At 58.8% G+C, this 21,431-nt stretch carries 14 protein-coding genes; 10 read left to right on the top strand and 4 right to left on the bottom strand.

The genetic code is table 11. The features are described 5' to 3' along the window. Positions 1-45: 45 nt before the first annotated feature. The 5 genes from DFO63_RS12535 (at position 46) to DFO63_RS12510 (ending at position 8,075) form a co-directional block, all read left to right on the top strand. Positions 46-993 (top strand): aromatic alcohol reductase, encoded by a 948-nt coding sequence (locus tag DFO63_RS12535; RefSeq protein WP_026346940.1) that lies wholly within the window; start codon positions 46-48, stop codon positions 991-993. A 1,309-nt stretch (positions 994-2,302) separates the two neighbouring features. After that, positions 2,303-4,441: a methyl-accepting chemotaxis protein gene (locus DFO63_RS22440; protein ID WP_310648428.1), complete on the top strand. Its 2,139-nt coding sequence runs from the start codon at positions 2,303-2,305 to the stop codon at positions 4,439-4,441. Positions 4,442-4,496: 55 nt separating this feature from the next. Next, entirely contained in the window at positions 4,497-6,074 is a 1,578-nt protein-coding gene (locus tag DFO63_RS12520; RefSeq protein ID WP_182474423.1) for an EAL domain-containing protein, read from the top strand. Between the two features lie 80 nt (positions 6,075-6,154). Continuing rightward, a complete protein-coding gene (locus DFO63_RS12515) occupies positions 6,155-6,925 on the top strand; it encodes a GntR family transcriptional regulator (protein ID WP_019659231.1) in 771 nt (256 codons plus the stop codon). 421 nt (positions 6,926-7,346) lie between these two features. Beyond that, the gene (locus tag DFO63_RS12510) at positions 7,347-8,075 is read left to right on the top strand and encodes a response regulator transcription factor (RefSeq protein WP_119007119.1); all 729 of its coding nucleotides are present in this window, start codon (positions 7,347-7,349) and stop codon (positions 8,073-8,075) included. Positions 8,076-8,372: 297 nt separating this feature from the next. Here the strand turns inward: DFO63_RS12510 and DFO63_RS12505 are convergent, their stop codons facing one another. Next, on the bottom strand, positions 8,373-8,741 hold the full coding sequence (locus DFO63_RS12505) for an H-NS histone family protein (RefSeq protein WP_019659229.1): 369 nt from the start codon (positions 8,739-8,741) through the stop codon (positions 8,373-8,375). A 119-nt stretch (positions 8,742-8,860) separates the two neighbouring features. Beyond that, a complete protein-coding gene (locus tag DFO63_RS12500; protein WP_119007118.1) occupies positions 8,861-10,258 on the bottom strand; it encodes a site-specific integrase in 1,398 nt (465 codons plus the stop codon). Between the two features lie 357 nt (positions 10,259-10,615). Between DFO63_RS12500 and DFO63_RS12495 the strand changes: the two genes are divergently transcribed. From DFO63_RS12495 to DFO63_RS12480, 5 genes are all read left to right on the top strand, one after another. Next, complete coding sequence (locus DFO63_RS12495) at positions 10,616-10,981, top strand: DUF6624 domain-containing protein (protein WP_019659227.1); 366 nt, start codon at positions 10,616-10,618, stop codon at positions 10,979-10,981. A 420-nt stretch (positions 10,982-11,401) separates the two neighbouring features. Further along, the gene (locus DFO63_RS21995) at positions 11,402-11,722 is read left to right on the top strand and encodes a type II toxin-antitoxin system RelE/ParE family toxin (protein ID WP_143568718.1); all 321 of its coding nucleotides are present in this window, start codon (positions 11,402-11,404) and stop codon (positions 11,720-11,722) included. A gap of 685 nt (positions 11,723-12,407) precedes the next feature. Further along, positions 12,408-15,161 carry a pitrilysin family protein gene (locus tag DFO63_RS12490; protein WP_259337429.1) on the top strand — a complete coding sequence of 918 codons (2,754 nt, stop codon included), beginning with the start codon at positions 12,408-12,410 and terminating at the stop codon, positions 15,159-15,161. A gap of 170 nt (positions 15,162-15,331) precedes the next feature. Then, positions 15,332-16,975 (top strand): DUF6119 family protein, encoded by a 1,644-nt coding sequence (locus DFO63_RS12485; RefSeq protein WP_049433922.1) that lies wholly within the window; start codon positions 15,332-15,334, stop codon positions 16,973-16,975. Between the two features lie 65 nt (positions 16,976-17,040). Next, positions 17,041-17,775: a uracil-DNA glycosylase family protein gene (locus tag DFO63_RS12480; RefSeq protein WP_019659224.1), complete on the top strand. Its 735-nt coding sequence runs from the start codon at positions 17,041-17,043 to the stop codon at positions 17,773-17,775. Positions 17,776-18,505: 730 nt separating this feature from the next. On the opposite strand, the gene DFO63_RS12475 is transcribed toward DFO63_RS12480, so the two are convergent. Further along, positions 18,506-19,066, bottom strand: a complete 561-nt coding sequence (locus tag DFO63_RS12475; protein WP_019659223.1) for a hypothetical protein — start codon at positions 19,064-19,066, stop codon at positions 18,506-18,508. Between the two features lie 182 nt (positions 19,067-19,248). Continuing rightward, positions 19,249-21,429, bottom strand: a complete 2,181-nt coding sequence (locus DFO63_RS12470) for a DEAD/DEAH box helicase (RefSeq protein ID WP_019659222.1) — start codon at positions 21,427-21,429, stop codon at positions 19,249-19,251. Positions 21,430-21,431: the final 2 nt, after the last annotated feature.

The raw sequence follows: 21,431 nt of genomic DNA, 5'->3' as shown, positions 1-21,431 counted from the left end.
CGGGCTGGCAGTATACCGGAAAGACAAGCTGAAGTGAGTGCAGTGATGAATAATGTGAATTATGACGTTAAGTCGAGAAATATTCTTGTATTGGGAGCGGGTGAGCTCGGTATGCCGGTGCTGCGCAGTCTGGCGCGTCGTGCGAAGGAAGTTGATGGAGCAAAAATAAGTGTCCTGCTTCGCGAAAGTGCCGTCAAATCGGGCGATCCGTCCAAGCAGAAGGATATTTCAGATATTCGTAATGCGGGTATCGAAATTGTGCTGGGGGATTTGGTGGATGACTCGATCGATGAGTTGGCTTCTCTCTTCTCCCGCTACGATACTGTGATCGGCTGTGCTGGCTACGCTGCGGGCATCAACACGCCTATGAAGCTTGCCAAGGCCGCGCTCCAGTCTGGCATTCCGCGCTACTTCCCATGGCAGTTCGGGGTGGACTTCGAGGCGATCGGTCGTGGTGGTCCGCAGGATATCTTCGATGCGCAGCTGGACGTTCGCGAGTTGCTGCGGTCGCAAGACAGGACCGATTGGGTCATCATCTCGACAGGTATGTTCATGAGCTACTTGTTTGAGCCCGAGTTTGGCGTGGTTGATCTCGAGAACAGTGAGGTCCACGCGCTGGGTAGTCTTGATAATGCTGTTACGCTAACAACACCCGATGATATTGGCCGCCTAACTGCGGAGATCGTGTTCTTTGATCCAACGATTCGTAATGAGATTGTCTTCTTGGCTGGCGACACCGTCACCTATGGTGAAGTTGCGGATAAATTGGAGGCTGGTCTTGGTCGATCCTTCAAGCGTTCCGTCTGGACGGTGCCTTTCCTCTTGGAAGAGCTGAAGAACGATCCCAAGAACATGATGCGCAAATACCGGGCTGCATTCGCCATCGGCCGCGGCATGTCTTGGTCGAAGGCCGGGACATTTAATGAGCGCGAAGGCATTCCGGTCACGGACGTGTCAGCGCTGATCGCCGCTGAGCTGGGAGGTGTTAAATAGCTTGCCTGGGCTAGTCGTCGTCCTCGCTGGGCAACTGGCGGTAGAGAGGTAGTCCTTGCTAGATCTGCGGCGAGTTACTTGAGGTGCTGATCGCAGCGTCTGTTTAGTAATGCCAAGTGGTTCCACAGATTAGGTGGGAGTCATGTGTGTCCCTGAGGTCCGCTACTTGCGCTGATTCAGGAGCCGCTCAGCGCCGGATAGCCCACCTGCGATGAGCGAGCGATGCCGCTTGGCGGTTGATTTTGATAGGCGGTCGGCCTGAAGTTCACTTCATGTTGCCTCCAACACCGAGGTATCACGCCAACGCGGCCGCCCTCCGGGGCGGACCGCGGCTTTGATGACACCAGGAGAGAGCTTGTGCGTACCGAGCTCCAGTTGTAGACGGAGCTAGATTCTCCGCCACGGGCATCGAGGAGGCCGTCAAGTAGCTGGGAGTGCCGAAGGGCTCGTTCTGCTACTACTTCGACAGCAAGGAAGCCTACGACCTTGTCCATCTGAGCGATCAGCCCAAGGGGGCTAGACTGCCCCAGCGGCACTCAAAGGCGCTCTGGTCGAGCCAGGCATCCATGAACTCTCCAGCAAGCACGCTCAGTCAATAGTTGAGCCCAGAGAGATCGCTCTGTTCAAACCTCTTCGCGTGACAGCTTGCTGGCGAACGGCTCTCGTACGAATCGAAGGCTGTTGAGGATTCTCTCCAATCCAAGTCCAAAGAGGAAATAATTGAGCCAAGATTTCGTCTCTCGGGTCAGCAAGTGCATATTCGACTCGGGGTGCCAGCTCATCTAAGTAGTGACGCACTTACCAGCCCATCGCGCTCCAAATGGCGAAACCTACGGGTCAGCATGCGTTGTGTAATCCCGTGCATCCGACGTCCGATCTCTGCAGGACGAAGCCAACCATTGAAGCCGAGTTGGTTATGCGTGTGTATCCCTGCCTCCGTCCGGGAATATCCATTCAATGGGAGATGGTCAGGGGCAATGTGGACCTCTCCCCTGACAGGAGGCGCCGCCTGCCTCGAGGGGGGCATGTCCTTGCCTTCGCTGGCAACTATGGACAAGTCATGGACAAACGAAAGATACATGTTCCTGCTGATTTCGATGGCGCGCAGCTGTAAACGGGCAGGACCGACTCTTTGGATACGCAGCGCCTGTCAAGAAAGGTGGTGAACGTCGCGCAATGTCGCTTATATGGTGGTCATTGCGAAAAGTCCAGGTGGGGTGCTACTCCGCTGTGGGAGGGCTAAGGTTGTGCCGGATGGGGCCGATCACTGGCCCGCTGACGTTGTCGGCCAGGAGCCAACTCCTCCCCCATGAAAGGTGTGAATGTGAAGAATTTCTTGATGCGGTTCAGGGTCGGTACCCGCTTGAGTGCCGCCTTCGCTATCTTGATCGCGGTTGCGATGTCCATCGTTGCGTCCGGTCTTTGGACGCTGTCCCGTGCTGAGCGAAGCATGGACTCGATAGTCAAAGAGAGCATGGAGCGCATTCGACTCTCCAAATCCATGGCAAGCGCGAACATGCAGATCAGTATCTCGTTGCGTGAACTGATCATGCTGCAGGACAAGGATGTCCAGGCATCCTTGATGCGAAAGATCGCCGAGCAGCGGAAGGTGTACGACGAGGCTCGTGATGCCCTCTACGCAACCCCTGCCGACGAGGAAGGGAAGAGGATTCGTGCCGTCATCACCGAAAAGCGACTCGCAGCGCGTCGGGTCAATGACTCAGTTGTCGAGGCGGCCTCGCAGGGTGACGTAGTTCAGGCTACTAAGCTTCTCGCAGAAGGAGATGTGCTCCTCAATGAGTGGCAAGCTGCCATCTTTGCCAACGCGGAGCTTCAGGAGCGCTTGGCGGACGCAAGCTATCGTGAGGCACAAGCCGCGAGCGCCAGCGGTCGCACGATGCTTATCACAGCCGGGCTTCTCGCGATCGTGCTCAGCATCGCGTTGGCAATTGCGATCACGCGCAGTTTGACCGTTCCTTTGGAGCAAGCCACAAGAACTGCCAATGCCATTGCATTGGGGGGCATCGAGAACTTAATCAAGGTGGAGGGACGAGACGAGACAGCAGCACTGTTGAGAAGCATGAGCGCGATGCAGGATCGCATCAAGGCTCTCATCGCTGATCAGGAGGAAATGGCCTCTGCTCAGGCCGAAGGGCGGACGTCCCATCGTATTGATAGCTCCCGTCATCCGGGTGCCTTTGGCCAGCTCGCAATTGACACCAACGCCATGGTTGAGCGCTCCAACATGCTGATCGAACAGATCGTCGACATCGCTCAGCATTACGCGATAGGGGACATGAGCGTACGGATGGAGGCTCTGCCCGGAGATCAGACCGCTATCACAGAAGCTATGGAGACCACACGAAGCAATTTGTTGGCGATCAACGAGGAGATTCGTCGTCTTGTTCAAGCCGCGGCATTGGGGGACTTTTCACAACGCGGAACTTCAGATGGCTTTAGTCACAGCTTCCGAGAGATGATTGATAACCTTAACCAGATGTTCGACGTCAGCGACCGAAGCCTTTCGAGTATCGCGAGTCTGCTGGGGGCGGTGGCTCAAGGCGATCTGACCTACCGTGTAGCCGGCCAGTTCAGTGGCGTTTTCGCCAAAATGCGTGATGCCGCGAACTCCTCCTCGGAGCAGCTTGGCAGCATCGTACGAGGCATCCAGGACGGAGCCGGAGTCATTCGGGTGTCCGCCGCGGAAGTGAGCAAGGGAAGCTCGGACCTGTCACGTCGCACGGAGCAGCAGGCGGCGAACCTGGAGGAGACGGCTGCGTCGATGGAGGAGTTGACTTCCACGGTGCGCCAGAACGCGGATCATGCCATGCAGGCTAGCAAACTCGCTTCGGATGCTGGTGAACTTGCCCTTCAGGGTGGCCGCGCTGTAGATCGGGCAATGGAAAGGATGGAAAAGGTTGAGGGGTCGTCTCAGCGTATCGCAGACATCACCGCCGTGATCGATGGGATTGCCTTCCAAACGAACATACTAGCGCTGAACGCGGCCGTGGAGGCTGCTAGGGCTGGTGACCAAGGTCGGGGGTTTGCAGTAGTTGCAAGCGAGGTCCGGACGCTGGCCCAGCGCAGCGCTGAGGCAGCGAAGGAGATCAAGCAACTCATTGATCGCTCGGTCCAGGATGTGGTCGACAGCTCGAACGAGGTCCGGCAGACGGGGGCCACCATCCATCAGGTCGTTGAGAGCGTCCAGCGCGTACGCGACATGATCACGGAGATATCCGCAGCCTCCCAAGAACAGACTGCGGGCATTGAACAGGTTAACCAGGCGGTGATGCAGATGGACGAGGTGACACAGCAGAATGCTGCATTGGTGGAAGAGGCCTCAGCAGCAGCCGGTGCCGTCGAAGACCAGGCCGATGGGCTTGCTCAGGCAGTCGCATTCTTTAAGGTAAATACTGAGTTCCGCCTCCGTTTGGTTCACGCCAGTTGAGTCCGATCCCGCCGGATAGCAATCTGTCCGGCGGGTCCTAACCCCGGAGTCAGGAATGCGCAAGTCATCCGCTAAGCGGCGATCTTTGCGATGGGCACTTCTCCGTTCAGCGCCTTTTCTTCTGGGGATAGCCGTGGTCGCGAGCACTCTGGCGGCGGCCCAGTTGGCAGTCACGCAGCGGGCTAAAGTTGAACTTGCCGACTATACGGTCGTTCTCTTGGAACACGCTCAAGATGTTGCCCGTGCCGGCGTTGATGGGTTGAACAAGGCGCTGTTGATAGATGCCGCGCCCTGTGGAGATGAGGACTTGGCCGAGCTGCGTCTCATAGCGTTTCACTCCCGCTACATCAAGGATGTTGGGAGATTGAGCAACGGGCAATTGATATGTACAGCAATATGGGGGCGCCTTCCTACGCCTGTAAAGCTTGTCGCTCCGAATCGCCTCGTTCGAGGCTATTCGCTCTGGCGGAGCGTGGCCGCCCCTGGCGATGGGCGCATCAAGGTGGACCTCGCGTCGTACGGAAACGCCATTGTGACCACGGCTCCAACAGCGTTTGAGCGAATGGCAGTGCCCATGGATGGGGGCGGAGCGTTGGTGGTCACGCGAGACGGCAGACACCGGTTTCAATCCTTTGGCGCAGTGCAGGAAATGTCGCTGGGTACGAACGGGGCGTTGACTCCATCTGCCGGGCACGTCGCTACACGCGCCTGCAGCAGTGAGTTCGATATCTGCGTCGTTGCCCAAACCGCATCCGGCAGCCTATGGAACGAACCTTCTTGGACAGTTACGTCCATCCTTGCGCTGGCTCTGGCTGGAGGAGCAGGGTCAGGGGCTCTACTGAAGGTCTTCCAAGGGCGGCGGGAAGCTCTGGACCTAATGCTGACTCGCGCAATTAGGCACGGAGACATCGACTTGGTCTACCAACCACTGCGACGCTTGTCTGACCGTCAGATGATCGGTGTCGAGGTCTTGGCTCGTTGGCGGACACTGACTGGATCCGATGTTTCGCCCGACACCTTCGTACCCATGGCGGAACACCTGAAACTCGGCACTGAGCTGGCGAAGGTGGTGGTCGCGAAAAGCCTAGATGAGATTGGATGGCGCCTACGATGTGGGGACGGCTTCTACGCAAGCATCAACCTGTCTGCCCAGGACATTCTGAGCATCGGACTAAGACAGTTTCTGCTTGCGCAGACAAAGATTTATGGAGTTTCGGCATCCGCCATAGTCCTAGAGCTGACAGAGCGATCCACTGCCTCTCAGCAGCTGCTGATAGAGGCGCTGCGCGAGCTGGAGCAGGCGGGCTTCAGGGTGTACCTGGACGATTTTGGAACTGGCTACTCGAACTTCGCCTATCTGGCTGACCTTCCTCTCGCAGGGCTGAAGATGGACCGCCGGCTCACCAGAGCTGCAGGCACTCATTCTCCGGCGAGCCATGCCGTTGAAGCCATCTGCGCAATGGCTAAGGCGCTGAAGCTGCCGCTTGTAGCCGAAGGCGTTGAAACCGAGCAGCAGGCGATTGCAATGTGCCGGCTCGTTCCCGACGCCGTTGGTCAAGGCTGGCTCTTAGGAAAGCCATGCAAGGCCGGCGCATTGCCCGCAGGTGAGAAGTTTGAAGGGCGACATCTGTGAAAGTTGGGCCCAGGACAACACAGAGCGGCGCTCCTCAGAAGGCCAGCGCGCAATGGAAAGGAAAGAGTAACGAAGTGACAATGTCCGATCGACGCCAGCCCTACAAAGGCCAACCGAAGCCTCTCTATCATGCGCTCGCGCAGTCAATCACCATTGACATTGAGCGCGGGGCTCATCCAGTGGGGAGTACTTTGCCGTCCGAGAAGAATCTCATGTCAGTTCACGGCGTGAGCCGCCAAACCGTGCGCCGGGCGTTGGCATTGCTCAGGTTCCAAGGCTTGATCGCGTCTCGCCCAGGGGTTGGCTCGATGGTGCTTCCGGCGCCACAGGAGGTGGAGGCATTTCCCCCGATCATTTCTGTAGATGGCCTTCGCGAGCTTCTCCGAAGGACAGAGCTTCACCACGTATCTTTGGGCTTGATCACCGTCAATGAGCGCCTCTCGGACGTTCTGGAGTGCCGGCGTGGTATCCAGTTGTCTGAGGCTTGTTTTCTAAGAAGGCGGTCAGCTGCTTCACTGCCGGCGGGCGTTGTGCGAGTTTACCTCCATCCGGAGTATGCGGCGGCCCAGATCACCTCGCGGATAGCACGTGGGCCGATCTATCAGAATCTGGAGCGGATGTACGGCATAGCCGTGACGGAAGTTCGGCAGGACATGACGGCTACGGTTCTCGACAAGGAGACCGCCGATCTGCTTCAAGTGGCGCCAGGTGATCCCGCACTTCAAGTTGTTCGCTTCTACTACTCCACAGCCGGCAACCCTGTCGAAGTGGCTGTCAGTCACTACCCAAGCTCACGCTTTCGACAGAGTATTAGGTATCCGCTGCCCCCGGCAAGTTGGCAGGCAGGGTGAATCAAGTGTGGCGTTACGCTGCGGCCGCGGGGCGCGAGAGCGGCTCGGCCTGGAGGTCCATCCTAAGCCGCTGTCGCGATCCATGACTACTTCGTCTGATGTCGATGAGCCGGCTCAAATCCTTCTCTCGCTGGCATCTGTCCGCGGATCCTCACGAGGGCGCGGTGGTGCCTGCAAGTACTGCTCTTTTCGGTCTGACGGCAGGGCAATTTGCGGCTTCATCCATAAGTGGATGGCGCTGCTTCGAGCAACCCGCAAAGGTGGGGGAAAATTCTCCATGCGACGTCTGGAGCACTCCCTGCATGTGCGGACATGCGGCGCAGGCTGACCGTCGTCATCGGCCAGTTGGCGACGCCCCGGCGTGGTGATAAGAAGGGCTCGCCGCCTCGACGGCTCCTGGACAAACATCAATAGTTGATCAATGACTCTTTCGAACTCTGTGTACTCGGTGTCGTCTCCTTACAGCGTGAGAAGAGTGCTGTTGGTTGAGGGTGACATTGAAAGCGCCGGCATACTTGAGGCTCAACTTCGAAAGGAGGGGTTCCTCGTAGCGGTTGCTGATGACGGAGAGCATGCCTTGGAGTTGTTCGCCCATTGGCACCCTCACATAGTGCTTCTAGAGACGATGTCTTCCAGGATGGCTGGTACCGATGTGCTCGCTATGATCCGCGGAAGGGCGAGCACACCTGTGATCATGATTTCTGCGATCGACGATGAGCGGGATAGGCTCGGTGCGCTGCATTGCGGCGCAGATGATTACATCGTCAAGCCATACAGTCCGCGGGAACTCGTCGCTCGTGTTCATGTGGTGTTGCGTCGCGTTTCGCTTGGATGGGGAATGGATAGCATCCTCCGGCAGGGAAGGCTGATTGCAGATGGAGTGGCGATGAGGGCACTGGTTGAATCAGAGGCGTCTGGACCGCCGGCTGTCGTCGACTTGACCCTGACCGAGTTCAACATCGTTTATGCGCTACTGCGGTCCCCTTCCAGAGCATTCACGCGTGGAGAGCTGCTCCAAGGCGTCGCTGCCGATGATTCGTCCAGTCGGGTTGTCGACACGCATGTCCACAATATCAGGAGGAAGCTCAAGCATCATGGCATCACCGGAGTGCTGGTGGCGGTTAGAGGTGTGGGATACCGCTTCAAATGACGGCCGAACAGTCGCATGGCTAGTAGAGACTCTTGTAGATATGAGTTCGCCTCTGACCGAGTGGGCCGGTCGTTGGCCTAAGCAATGCATGATGCTCAGCATGTTGCGCCAATGTCGCTCGGCCAGGCGGTGGGTTAGCCTGAGTGAAGAAGGTCCAGCGAAGACTTTGAAGCTGCTGTGCTAGAGGTGGATTCGCAATGACGCGAATCCACGGAATTTCGATTTCTGGCGAGGGCCACAAGATGGTGGTTGGTAAGCGTTACAGCGTGAAGTCACGTGGAATCATGACGTGCGGACTCATTTGATCAAGAAGTCGCTCGGCGACTTCCCGTTCTGAACCAAAGCAGCGAGCCACTTCGGTTGGCGCCCACGGCCGGACCAAGTCTCACCAGGGTTGGCCGGATTGCGGTACTTAGGGGCGACCTTGCTGCCGGCCGTCTTCTTCGGATTCCGGACTACTCGCTTGCCGGCCTTTTCCGTGGATGGACTTGAAAGCGCCCCATAGAGCTCCTCAATCGTGTAACCGTGGTCTTTAACATACTTGTTGATCTTGGCTCGCATGGCGGCAGCCTTGGGGCGAGTCAGTACTCTGGTTTGCTGTTTCTCTGCTTGAGCGATCAGCGTCTTGAGTTCTTTTGCCGAGAGGTGGCTGACATCGATTGTCATCTGTTCTATCCGAGGTGCAGAAGGGATAGCGTAGTTCGAAATCCGCCTCGATGCGAATGACGACAGCCTATGGCAACGGCACCGCGTCATTCCGCAGCGGCTTGGCCATTGGCAATAGCTTACGGGTAGAACTTTCCCGGGTCGCTCAGCTGTTTCGCGAACTGCCCCCTCTGGTAGGGCGGCAGCTCCACCGGCGGCGCGTAGCGGCTCAGAAGGTCGATTTGCTTCCTTCGGGCGAGTTCCGGCTTCTTATGGAAGTAGGCCTCATGCAGCACCGGCACTCTCTTGCTGATGCTGTGGCCCGTCAGCAAGGCAATGTCCTCGTCGGGAATTCCCTTGTGATGGAGCTCCGTGGCGATGGTGTGCCGAAAGGCGTGCAGCCCAATCCCCTTCCCGAAACCCAAGCTCTTCAGGTAGGTGCTGAACTGGTTGAGCGCCGCTTGGCTGTGGCGCTGGTTCGACTCACCCGTTTTGCGGTTCACGCCGGCGGTCAGGTGGGGGAACAATCGAGGATGGCCACACGCGCGGATATCCTCCACGAAGTCCAGAAAGCCCGCATCAAGCACTTGGGGAGGGATGGGGAGGGTTCGAATGGCAGACTTTCCTTTCAGGCGCTGACGGCTTCGGTTGCGGGTCTTGTGCGCCAAGTCGGGATCGACGGTCTTCTGGATCCGTATGCACCAGACGCCAGCCTCTTGCACTACGTCCGCTAGTTTCAGCTGAGCGATTTCGTTGATGCGCGCCCCTGTGCACAGGCCAAGGATTGGAAGCCACCAGCGGTGGGGGTACTTGCTAGCCCATGGGACATATGTCTCCAGGTCGAAGATGCGCTTGAGTTCTGCATCGTCAAAAAGGCGCTCGGGCTTGTTCGGATCCACGACCAAGTCTTTCTTGATTTCGTCGAAGGCGACCATCGGCGAGGCACCAATGGCCTTGGATTTCTCTAGCTTTTTGAAGAAGGTCGATAGGAAGCGCCGGTGTTTCTCGAGCGTGGCGGGGGCGGGCGGAGCAACGTTGAGTTGCTTTCCACGCGCGACCGCCTGGTCGTAGGTAAACCTTCGGTACTCGGGGTCGGACAGCAGACGGTCTGGGGCCCAGCGAATGAGGTCCCACAGCTTGTAGATGTGAGCGTGGTCGATGCGGGTGACTGGTATGTCCCCGCAGGTCATTAGAAGCAGCCGTAGGGTGCGAGAGGTCGCCTCGACGGTCTCTCTGGCCAGGCAGCTGTAGTCGCCGCGATTGCGGATGTAGTCGTCAATTTCTACGGAGAGCGAGCGCCCGGGTGTGCCCGCCGGCAGCGGCTCGGGATACCGGGTGCCGTTCTTCGTTGAGCGTGCGCGGCGGGTGCGCTCATAGGCGGCATTGAGAATCTCTTGGGCCTGGATCGCGGCCTCTCGGCTGGTGACGACCAGCTTTCCGATCCGAAACCTGCCGATGCGGATGTCGGACATCTCCAGCGAGCCGTTGGGGTCGTCCAGGTAGATTTGGAGGGGGCTTGGTGGGGGAGTCAACGGCATTGCGGGCTTCCATCGTTTCGATGGAGGTACAGATAAACCAGCTTCAGCAATCGTCAATGGAAATGGGTCGTTCGCGTACCGACCGTAGGCATCTATTGTGAGCGCCCATTACTGCTTCTTCAGGAAAAGAAAATTACGCAGGAACTGGATGAATTTAATGTATTAAAATCAAAGACTTGACTGGATAAAAATTATGTCGAATCGCAGTCATTACGGTACTGTTTAATTTCTACAAGCTAACAACTCCCTCTGAGATGCTAGTTTAGTTCTGTACGGCTGCTAAACGGTGCGGCCAGTTGATGGCTGAGAGATCACTTGGGAGGTGGAGCTGTGGCGCAACGACTCGGTCCATTGTTAGTGATCGCGATCCTCTTCGCGCCGCTGGGAGTCAGCGGTGGGACGCCCACTGACCCCGAGCTGCGCGGTGAGCTCCTGCGGATGAAGAATGCCGATCAGGCGGTGCGGGACCTCCCGCTGACCACCGAGGGCGAGGAGAGGGTGCTCAGTGCCGTCGATGCGGTGCACACCGCTCGGCTGAAGGCGATCGTTGCGGCCCATGGCTGGCCGACCGTGGCGCAGGTGGGCCAGGACGGGGCGGACGCGGCTTGGTTGCTTGCCCAGCATGCCGACAAGGACCCGGCGTTCCAGCGCTCTGTTGCGGAAGCCATGGAGCCCTTGGTAGCCACGGGGCGGGTCAGAGCGTTCAGTTACGTCTATCTGTGATGCATACACGATCCTGGGCGGCACCATTGGATGTTGGCTCCACGATGCGCGAGTGGCATACCTGACAATGCTGCCAGTTCCATCGCCCGCATGATCTCTTATCGGTTCCGATAGCGGCCAGATAGAACTAATGGGCAAGTTGACCCGTGTTTGTGGTCTGATAGCCTAGAGTCGCAATGCGTGCTTGAACAAGGAACTCATTTTTGGAGGGCGTGATATGAAAGAAAGTGATCAGGATTGGCTGGCGCGGGTTGCTGAAGTGCGGGAACGACTACGTGATGGAACGGAGCCTGTGATCCTATTGGAAGAGTATGAAGAGCTCCGGGCTGCGAGGAAGAAGAAGCGAGAGCTGGGAAGGCAGATTGGTGCCCCCCCGAAGCCCCTCTATTAGGTGGCCTAAATCCTTCTGGCTTTAACTGAATGATTCATGATTTCGCCTATGGAGTGGGTGTGAAAATTTATCAGGTCAGGATTACTGCGAGTGCCCAGGGGCAGCTGGATGCATGGGAGTTTGAGCATTCCCAAAAATTTGATTGGTCCGCAGCTGACGCTTACATCGATGATTTCGTCGAGGATGCTCGCACGCTATCGGACAACCCCCTGCGTGGGACGCTTGTGACGGTTGGGGGAAATGTTTTTCGACAAATTACTGGTTCGAGGACTCTGTGCCGCATCTCATATGATGTGGATGAAGATTGTGCGTATGTGGATGTTCTTGATTTTCGCCGTGCCAGTAAGTAGAAAGTATCAGTCAGTTTGAGGGTCTATTGCTGGAGTGATCTTAAGGCTGGCATTTGTCTCGTACGGATCGCCGTAGTTCCAGTCCCGGCATGTACGGATTGGTCTGATTCCTGCTTGCCCACCATTCGGTGCGAATCCATCCTTCCAGTGTTCCCTGACAGAAGCAGCGACCCCCTTAATGACCTCGAGGCAGAATGCCGCGTCAAATTGGGTCTGAGATTCAATAGCATGCACAATTCTCCAGCGCTATGGAACGCAGGGGCGTTGTGCAGACCCGGGGCGTTGGGAACCGCGCGCGGTTGAAGCCCCTGGGACGCTTGACGAGCGTCGCGCTCGAATGGGCCTGGCGCCCATGGCGGAGTATCAAGCGATGGTCTCCAGGCATTGCGAGCAGTTTGGGCGTTAAGATCGGATCAGCAGCTGCGGCGCTGCACGGGAACAGGCTGGGGTGAGGCCGGTTCTCCGGCATGGGGAGTTGAGAGCCCCGAGCAGTTCCGGTGCCCCGTCGCGGTGTTGCAGGGCGTGCGGGTCGGCAACTACGTAGCGAGGGAGATGCATGGGGGCTTTCGTGGGTCGCGCGAAGAGGTGGCTTGGGACGGCGCTCGCACTTGGCGCTTTCAGCCTGCCCGTGGGGGCGAGCAACCCGGAAGCGGCGTCGCACGCCTCGGCTGCAGCTCCGCAAGCGGTGGACATCCCCTTCGAGCGCTTCACGCTGCCCAATGGGCTGCGTGTCATTGTGCACACCGACCGGAAGGCGCCCATCGTGGCGGTCCACCTGTGGTATCAGGTGGGCTCCGGAGATGAGCCTGCCGGCCGCACCGGTTTTGCGCACCTCTTCGAGCATTTGATGTTCCGCGGCACCGAGCATTACCGCGACGCCTACTACGGGCCGCTGCAACGCGTCGGCGCCACCGACGTCAATGCCACGGTTACGCCGGAGCGCACCAACTACATGCAGGTGGTTCCATCCACGGCGCTGGACCTGGCGCTCTGGATGGAGTCCGATCGCATGGGTCATCTGCTGGGTGCCATCGATCAGAAGGCGCTGGATACCGAACGGGGCATTGTCGAGAACGAGAAGCTGCAGCGGCGTGGCGTGCCTTACGGACTCGTATGGGAGCAGCTCTCCCGGTCAAGCTACCCGCCGGGGCACCCGTACCATCATTCGACCTTCGGATCCGCACGCGATCTGCAGGCGGCCACGCTTGCCGACGTCCAGGATTGGTTCCGGACCTGGTACGGCCCAAACAACGCGGTGCTGGTGCTGTCAGGCGATGTTGGCGTTGAAGAGGCCAGGAAGAAGGTTGAGTCCTACTTCGGGCACATCCCATCTGCGCCCGACGTAGCCAGGTCTTCCGTGGACGTCGCCAACCGGGCTTCCACCACCCGGGAAACCTTGTCCGATCAGGTCCCTCAAGCGCGTGTTCACCGGACATGGAACATCGCAGCTCGTGGGACGCCGGACTTTGATCAGCTGCGGGTGTTGGCTTACATCCTGGGAGGAGGCAATGCCTCCCGGCTGGGCAAGCGCCTGGTGCACTCCGATCAACTTGCCACTGACGTGACGGCAGAGGCAGGGGGGCAGCTCGGATCTCGACTCATGATCGTCGCCAACGTGCGCGATGGTGTCGACCCGTCGGCCGTGGAAACCGCCATCGAGGTGGAGCTTCAGCGTCTGCTGAAGGATGGTCCCACCCTCGATGAGGTGCAACGTGCGCGGGCCGCGATGCGGGCCGAGTTCGTGAAGAGCATCGAGCGTAACGGTGGGATGGACGGCAAGGCAGAAGTGCTCGCCGCCTGTGAGGCATTTGAAGGCGATGCAGGCTGTTACCGGAGGTCCGCCGACGTGGTGGCATCGGCCACGCCCGACCAGCTGGTCCGCGTCGCTCGCCGCTGGCTGGGGCAGGGGGATCACATCCTGACGGTCATTCCGGGCGCCCGCGCTGCGTTCGCTGAGGAGGCCGAGCCGGCTGACGCGGTGTCCCACGCGCAAAGCCCAGGCAAAACCCATCGCGCTGCGGCACCGGGCGTGGATCGCAGCGCAGGGCCACCGTTTCCTGAAAGCTATCCGGAGTTGAGATTCCCTGCGATCGAGCGGGCGGCGCTGTCGAACGGCACCCACGTGATCCTGGCTCGACGGGAGGACGTCCCGCTTGTTCGCATGTCGTATCAATTCCCGGTGGATCCCGCGGCAACTGCGGGTCTGGCAGACATGGCGTTCAGCATGCTGGCGGAGGGGGCAGGGGATTACGATGCCTTGACGTTCGCGGCGCGCGCTGAATCGCTGGGGGCGGAGCTGGGTTCAAGTGTCGACGTGGGCAGCGGCGCGGTGACCCTGGTCGGTCTCAGAGACACGCTTGACGATTCGGTTGCGCTGTACGCGGACATGCTGCGCCGACCGCGCTTTGAGCCGGCAGCGATGGATCGCATGCGTGCCGCCAAGGTGGGGGCGCTTCGGGAGGAGGCGGCTAACCCACAGCGCTTGGCCACGAGCCTGTTTCCTGCGCTGCTGTACGGGCTCGATCATCCGTACGCCCAGGCCTTCAATGCACCGGGCACAGTGGCCTCCGTTGAGGCTTTGCGCCGCGATGACCTGGTGGAGTTCCACCGTGCCTGGATCCGGCCGGAGCGGGGCACGCTTGTCGTGGTCGGGGATACGACGCTCCACGAACTGATCCCGGTCCTTGAGAGGCATCTGGGCGACTGGCGCGGGTCGGGTGGGATCCCTGAGGTGCGCATCGACGACCGCCTGCCCGCGCAGGCGAGGCCACGGGTGTATCTGGTCGACAGCCCTGGCGCCCTGCAGGCTACCCTGGTGGCCGGGCAACTGGTCGCGCCGAGTTCAGACCCCCGGACGTTGGCCTTCGAGGTCGCCAATTCCGTCCTGGGAGGATCGCCAAGCGCGCGCCTCAACATGAATCTGCGAGAGGCCAAGGGCTGGTCCTACGGCGTGATCTCCAGTGCTGCCAATGCCCCGATAGCGCGACCCTGGCGAGTGGTGGCGCCGGTGCAGTCCGACCGCGTGGCGGAGGCCATGGCGGAGATTCACCGCGAGATTGCGGAGTACGCGTCCGGACCGGCGCCTGCCAGGCAGGACGAGGTTGCACGCTTCCGGGACAGCCAGGTGCGGCGTCTGGCGGGTGGTTTCGAGACGCGGGAGGCCGTCGCGTCGGAGATCGCAGACATCGTGCGGTTCGACCGGCCAGAGGATTGGACCACACAGCGCAGCAGCGCCCTCCGACAACTCGATCTCAACGAGGTCCGGGCCGCTGCCGCCGCGCTGGACGCCAGCAAGTTGACTTGGGTCGTGGTGGGTGACTTGTCCCGTGTCGAGGCACCCGTGCGTGCCATGGGGCTGGGCGAGGTGATCGTGATTGATTCGCAAGGCGCGCCGCTGCAACCCGGGAAAGCCCGGTCGGGCGGGAGTGGAGTGAACTAGGCTCGGCAATCGGGTCTAGATTGCTTTCAAGGACCTCAGGTAAGAAGATTTGTGTGCAATGCGTCTTAGGCGTTCCGGCAGGCGAATGGGCAGCTCTGAGGAATCAGTGGCATAGGACGCCCGGCCGGGGTGGTAGCACCACAGTTGAATTGTTTGTCCAAGGGAGGGGTATGAACAATTACTCGGTCTACTTGCTGCGTGAGGACATCAAGACGGACTACGACGCGATCGCCGTCCAAGTTGCTGGCATTCCCGTAGTCGATGGTGCGTCGCATTACGGGACACTGTTCGTGAAGCCGACGGCACCACGGGAGCCGAAGTGGTCTCCCTTGTTTACGCCCTTTGTGGATAAGAAAAAGCTTGGAAATGTCCAGTCCTCCGCAGCCGTCCTCATCGTTCCTGTGGACAAGCGCCTTTTCGCCGTTACGTTTGGCCAAGGAAGGCATCTACTAAAGCCCGAGGCTTTTGAGGAGCGGTTTGGGCTGCTCGTAACACTGAACTCCGTGCGGCAGGATGCTCTACGTAGTGTGGATAAGCGCGCCTTCGTGGATGACCAGAACAGCCGTGTGCAAACCAGTCAGGCATCTGCTGCCTTGGAATTCGGCATCGATATCGAGCGCGACCTTATTCGGGGCATCGTTGGCTATCCCGATGCGCCTGAGATGGGGCGCCGGTTGTCCGGATCGGATGCCCTCAACTTCACCAGCAAAGCGGATATACCGGAGCTGAGAAGGCAGCTGCGCCGCTATCTTCGGGCCTACTCTTCCACCGATTACAAGGAGAAGTTTCCTTGGGTTGATCAGGTTCGCCAGCTAAGGCCCAAGGGTCAACGTGCAGTCGAGCTAGATGCCCTGATGGTGGAGAAGCTAAAGATCGCCTGGAAGCAAGGTGGGCGGGTAGAGGGTTGTTGGCTTGCTATTCCGGATGTGGTGGACTGGGCCCGCATCGCAGGCTTCAAGTTCACCCGCAAGAAGAACGAAGGCATGTCTTCGGATCTCCACCTGCCTGGCCTCGTACAAGCATATCCGGATGCAGAGCCGAACATTGAGTTCTTGCGATCCCGGCAGGCATTCGCAGTGGATGAGGAGCAGTGGACCGTAGAGGACTGGCAAGTCTACCGCTGCATCCACTGTGAGCTGGAGGATGGTGGGAAATCTTACGTGCTCTCCGCAGGGAACTGGTTTGAGGTCCATGATGATTTTGCCGCAAGCATCGAAGAATTCTATGCGAACATCGCCAAGTTCCCTTTAGAGCTACCGATCTACAACCACGACGATGAGGCGGCTTACAACCAGGCCCTTGTGGACGAGAGCAATGGGGCGTGGTGTTTGATGGATCGCAAGCTTCTCAACGTGGGCGGTGTGCACGACAAAGTTGAGTTCTGCGATGTCTATGGGGCTAAGACTCTCTTGCACATAAAGCACTACGGCAGTTCCAGCGTGCTCGGTCACCTGTTCAATCAGGGATTGGTGTCAGCCGAGCTGCTTAAGTCAGACAAGAGCTTCGTGCAACTCGCCAACGAGAAGATCGATCCGGCTCATGCGCTTGATCTTCCCGTTGACGTCCCGCGTGATGTCAAGGATTACAAGGTGGTGTTCGGTGTGATAAGCCAGTCTGAAGCGCCAGGACTACATCTGCCATTTTTCGCCAAGGTTGTGCTCAAGTCTGTATGCGCGCGCATCCTCGAGCGTGGCTTTGGAGAGGTCATGCTTGCCAAGATCTCTGTCGATCAAGACAAAGTTAAGGTGAAGAAACTGCCGCCAGGTAAGAAGCCAGCGAAGCGCGGGCAAAGGATGGCACGGGGCGGCCACTGAGTCGTTTCAGCTGACAGTGTTGTCCTGTTCGGGTCTATTCGGAGTGCATTGTTGGAGGAGTGAGTATGACCAAGGGAAATCAAGCTGTGCGGAAGTCTGCCATCCCACCTGAAACGGATCTGGAGGGCCATCAATGGCCCAATGAAGTTCGTTTCACCCCGTATTGGGGTGACCTCTACTGGGGCGGGACGGAGGGGCGGCGGGTGCTCTTGCTTGGCGAGTCGCACTATCGGAGGGAGGGGACGAGCGATTCGCTAGAAGTGACCCGTCCTTTCACTCAAGACCATTTCCGAGAGATGGCCTTGCCGGTCCGGAACGGCCGTGACGGACCCTTCTTCAAGGCGCTCGATCTGATCCTCACCGGGCGGCAGGACTACCAACTCCAAGACGCCGCCGCGGCTTGGAGACGCGTGGCATTCCTGAACCTATCGCAGGCGTTCGCAGGTTCCCAAGCAAATCACCGGCCGCGAAATCAGGCGCTGCGCGACGGCGGGGACGTATTGGTTCGAGACATTCTGCCGGTGCTTCGGCCGGATGTGGTGCTGGTGCTCGGTCGCACAGCTTGGCGGTTCTTTAGTCATGGTGAACCGCGACCGGGCTTGGAGCCCTTCATCGCCCAGCAGGTGAATCGAGGGGCTGGCAAGCGACGCTACATTGAATCTCGGGAAGTCTGGTCGCTGGACTACACGGGAGGGTCCGCCCTGATGACGTGGGTCTACCATCCATCGTGGAACGTAGACACATGGCAGGATCGGGCGGGAGCGCTCCGGCACCTCATCTCATTTGCGAAACAGTGCTGATACTGTCAAGCCTCCCTGGGCAGAATGGAGGGAGGGCGGGCAACGGCAATGTCGAACGAATTAGTTTATATCGTTAGGGTATATTGACAGTCGTGGCGCGATGTTGCAGCTTTGTATGGCCGTTCCCTCTCAATGAAGGAGTCAAGTTATGTCGATTAAGCCTGGCCCGAAGCCGATAGCTCCCTCCACCGGGCAGCCGGATAAGCGTCGGCGGGATAACAAGGATACCCCCGGGAATACCCCTGGCTTGAAGCCTCACAAGCATAAGCCCGGCAAGTGACTTAAAGCGGATTGGTTGTCGGCGGCAGGGATCAAAAGAGCAGAAGTGCGACACTGGCCGACACCACTATGGCGCCGGCCTTCGTAGCTGTTGCCTGTTGTTGAAGTAATCGGTTTGGATATGCGCGGAAGCAATTGGCACTCTTGTCGTGTGGCGGCAAGCGGAGGGGCGATGTCTTCACCTGCCCTGAGAGTGCACAGCCGAGTGTTATGGTGAGGATGAAATCGCCGAAGTCCTGACAAAAGACTGCTGGTTTCTAGTTGGAATGCTCGGCGTATTGGATAGCCAAGACGATCCTGGAGTTCCAGACACCAGGGCGGCGTGCCCTGGAGTGTGGGGCATTCTGTTGGAAAGTGAAGAGCGGCATACTGCGCGCTCAGCTAACGCTCAACCCCATTGGCGGAAAAGAGGTCTTGCCGACGGGGTTGAGCAGCCTGCGTAAACGACTACTTACATCCTGCGCAGACCAGATGGCGCCATAGGCTTGAGTCCTTCAACCCACCTGTCGAAAATGAGCGCAGCAAGAACTTTATGGTTAAGCCTCTCGGATTCGCTGGGGGCGCGAACCTTGACGCTGATGTCTAGGTTGGCGCTGAGTTGCTGTTCCAGCTCAGGCAGCCGTGACGCATGCTTGCTGAGCTGCTTTTGATGAGTAGCGAGCAACACTGCTATATCAAGGTATAGCTGTTGCAGATAGATCAATCGGTCTTGCGTCGCTGCTGCCTTAATGGCGGACTTCGGCGTGGTCGCCTCGCCCCAGAAGAGGCCGCCGCCATTGATGACTTTGCTGATGTGGTCAATGAGCCATCCGCCTCCAGCGACTGCGCCCGTCGCCAGAAGGCCTCCGACAACGTCGATTATAGCTTTCTCCAGAACTTTCTTTGCCCAGGCTTTCCGTGTCTGAGCTGCATTGGCCGGGGACCCGCTGCCGGTTGCTTCGGTTGGCTTCTTAGTCTGCTTCTTCGCGGAGGTCTTGTTACTCGAAGATCTATTTTGGCCTTCTTCCGTCATTTTGCTCGTCCTTTTAATGGAAACTCTATATCGGTGGGTGGGGTTCAATAAATAATATACGAAGCAAGGCGCGATAGCCGATGCCGGCCATCTTCAGTAATCCGGTTAATTTGAATGAGACAACGAGGCTATAGCCTCATTCTGAGATGGCATCAGCCCTGGACTGGTCACAACGTGGTGGACTACCCGAACGCGCGCGCGAGCCAATCGGTAGCCCCTTCCAAGTCTAGCTTCATTGACGCGTAGGAGCGTCTCAAAAGGCGTGGAGGGAGGAGGCCGTCCCACTTCTGCGTGACCAGGTTGTTCGCAGAGTGAAGAAGCGCCTCTGGCGATGGCAATGGCATCTTTGCAACCCGCCCGAGCACCTTGATCACATCATCGAGACTCCTTGCTCCCATGGAAATTTCCACGCCCAGCCTACCTGCCTGAGAAGTGAATCCCTGAGCGTTCAAAAGGCAGGCGATGGCTTCATTTGCGGAGTCTCCCAGCCACGTCAGCAGCAAGGCGTCGCTGCCCTGGTCGAGAAGAATCTTCCCGTCGAGCCCCAATTGACGGTAGGCGTTCTGCGCCTCCTGCAGGAAGCGAGCGGCAGTTGGGTCCAGGAAGTCTGGTTTGATCTCTTGCTGATACAGCCCGCGCATCTTCTGGCGAACCTGCGTGTGGACCTGACCGCCCGTTCCATTGAAAAGAGGCGGGGTCCCGCCCTTCGCAGCGGTCACGTAGATCGTCTTTTGGGCTTCGTCGATCTGCTCTACTAGCCAAGTGCGACCGCCAAATAGAATTCGTTGGCCGACGGTCACCAGTTGGGATACGGGGAGCGTGCCCAGTGCCTTGCCGGCGGCCACGATCCGGAACTCTTCGTCGACGCTGAAAGCGGCGTAGAAGGTGTAGTGGTTGACCAACTTGTCGCCGACCGGGCCGTGGAGCAGCAAGCCGGAGCCGTCTTGAATCAGGACCTGTTCTTGGCCAAGGTGGCGAAGCAACTCTGCGAACGCGTCTTGGGACAGCCCGTGGAACGGTCCCTGATCTGCGCAGAGCAGCTGATAGGCTTGGGCTGCCTTGAGTCCGCCGTACTGGGCAATGGAGGAGAGCAACTGCTGAACCAGCGTCGATAGGTGTAGCCCGTTGACCGAAGGCGGTTCAAACCACCTCTCCAGCAGTAGCAGTACGCAAGCAGTGGACTGAACTGTGTCCAGTCGAAGCCTTGTTTTCAACGTCGACTCAGCATCGATTGCATCCTCGATAACGTAGCCTCGCAACACCGCTGGCTCTCCAGGGCGGCGTCCGGAGCGACCAAGGCGCTGGCGAAGGCTGGCCACGGAAGGTGGTGGGCCAATTTGCGCGATGCTTTTCACCGCTCCGATATCGATGCCTAGTTCCAGGGTGTTCGTGCAAATTGCGCTTGCTGGACGACCCCTTTGCTTCAGAGCCGCTTCCGTGTCCGTGCGTATCTCTTTGGACAGACTCCCATGGTGTGGCCAGAACTCTCTCGGCCGGCCGTCCCGTTCGCTCAGCAGGTTGAGGAGGTGGGTGTAGCGTTCAACCTCCCTTCGGCTATTGGGGAAGATCAGGTTGTTCGTCCCTGAAAGGACCCGGTAGAGGTGCTCGGCCAGTGCAGCGGGAGCCGCCGGATTCTCGTCGGACCCGGCGTCAGGTGCGGGTTGTTCGTAGCCCTTGATGATCAGTTGGAGATCATTTCCGGTTGATGAGGCGTTGACCAGCGCGGGGGCAGCCCCAACACCCGGGCGTAGGAAAGCCCCAGCGCTCGAAAAGTCACCCAAGGTTGCCGACAGGCCCAGGCGGGGAGTCTGCCGCCGTAACAGCACGTCGATCCGGTGCATCAACGATTGGAGCTGCTTCCCGCGCTCGCTTCCAATGAACGCATGGAGTTCGTCCACGACAACGTAGAGGAGCTTGGAGAACGCGGCGCCTACGGAGGTTCCGCGGTTGCAGAGCATCGCCTCCAAGGACTCCGGCGTGATCAGGAGCACGCCACGGGGGTGCTTAAAGAACCGCTGCTTGGTGGAGCCCGATACGTCCCCGTGCCAAGGCCACACGGGGACTTCAAGGTCCTCGCAAAGCCGCTGCAGCCGTTCAAACTGGTCGTTGATGAGCGCCTTTAGAGGGCTGATGTAGACAATCAGGCCCTCCTCGTCGGTGTTCAGAAGGTGCGTGAGCGCAGGAAGAAAAGCGGCCTCGGTTTTTCCCGAGGCGGTGCTGGCGGCGATGATCACGTCCCGGTCGGCGCTCAGGACGAGAGGAATCGCCAATTCCTGGACCTCACGCAGCGCCTCCCATTGTTCGGTCCAGAGGTAGCGCTGGATTCGAGGGTGCAGCGATTGGAAGGCGCTGGAGGCAGTCATCG

The sequence above is a fragment of the Stenotrophomonas sp. AG209 genome (assembly GCF_003550055.1).
Taxonomy (GTDB): Bacteria; Pseudomonadota; Gammaproteobacteria; order Xanthomonadales; family Xanthomonadaceae; genus Stenotrophomonas.
The sequence above is the reverse complement of the archived record's forward strand: the minus strand, read 5'-3'. Positions and strand labels throughout refer to the sequence as shown.

Coding starts and splice junctions, on each gene's coding strand:
- DFO63_RS12535 (WP_026346940.1), top strand. CDS start 46: ATGAATAATGTGAATTATGACGTTAAGTCGAGAAATATTCTTGTATTG.
- DFO63_RS22440 (WP_310648428.1), top strand. CDS start 2,303: ATGAAAGGTGTGAATGTGAAGAATTTCTTGATGCGGTTCAGGGTCGGT.
- DFO63_RS12520 (WP_182474423.1), top strand. CDS start 4,497: ATGCGCAAGTCATCCGCTAAGCGGCGATCTTTGCGATGGGCACTTCTC.
- DFO63_RS12515 (WP_019659231.1), top strand. CDS start 6,155: ATGTCCGATCGACGCCAGCCCTACAAAGGCCAACCGAAGCCTCTCTAT.
- DFO63_RS12510 (WP_119007119.1), top strand. CDS start 7,347: ATGACTCTTTCGAACTCTGTGTACTCGGTGTCGTCTCCTTACAGCGTG.
- DFO63_RS12505 (WP_019659229.1), bottom strand. CDS start 8,741: ATGACAATCGATGTCAGCCACCTCTCGGCAAAAGAACTCAAGACGCTG.
- DFO63_RS12500 (WP_119007118.1), bottom strand. CDS start 10,258: ATGCCGTTGACTCCCCCACCAAGCCCCCTCCAAATCTACCTGGACGAC.
- DFO63_RS21995 (WP_143568718.1), top strand. CDS start 11,402: ATGATTCATGATTTCGCCTATGGAGTGGGTGTGAAAATTTATCAGGTC.
- DFO63_RS12485 (WP_049433922.1), top strand. CDS start 15,332: ATGAACAATTACTCGGTCTACTTGCTGCGTGAGGACATCAAGACGGAC.
- DFO63_RS12480 (WP_019659224.1), top strand. CDS start 17,041: ATGACCAAGGGAAATCAAGCTGTGCGGAAGTCTGCCATCCCACCTGAA.
- DFO63_RS12475 (WP_019659223.1), bottom strand. CDS start 19,066: ATGACGGAAGAAGGCCAAAATAGATCTTCGAGTAACAAGACCTCCGCG.
- DFO63_RS12470 (WP_019659222.1), bottom strand. CDS start 21,429: ATGACTGCCTCCAGCGCCTTCCAATCGCTGCACCCTCGAATCCAGCGC.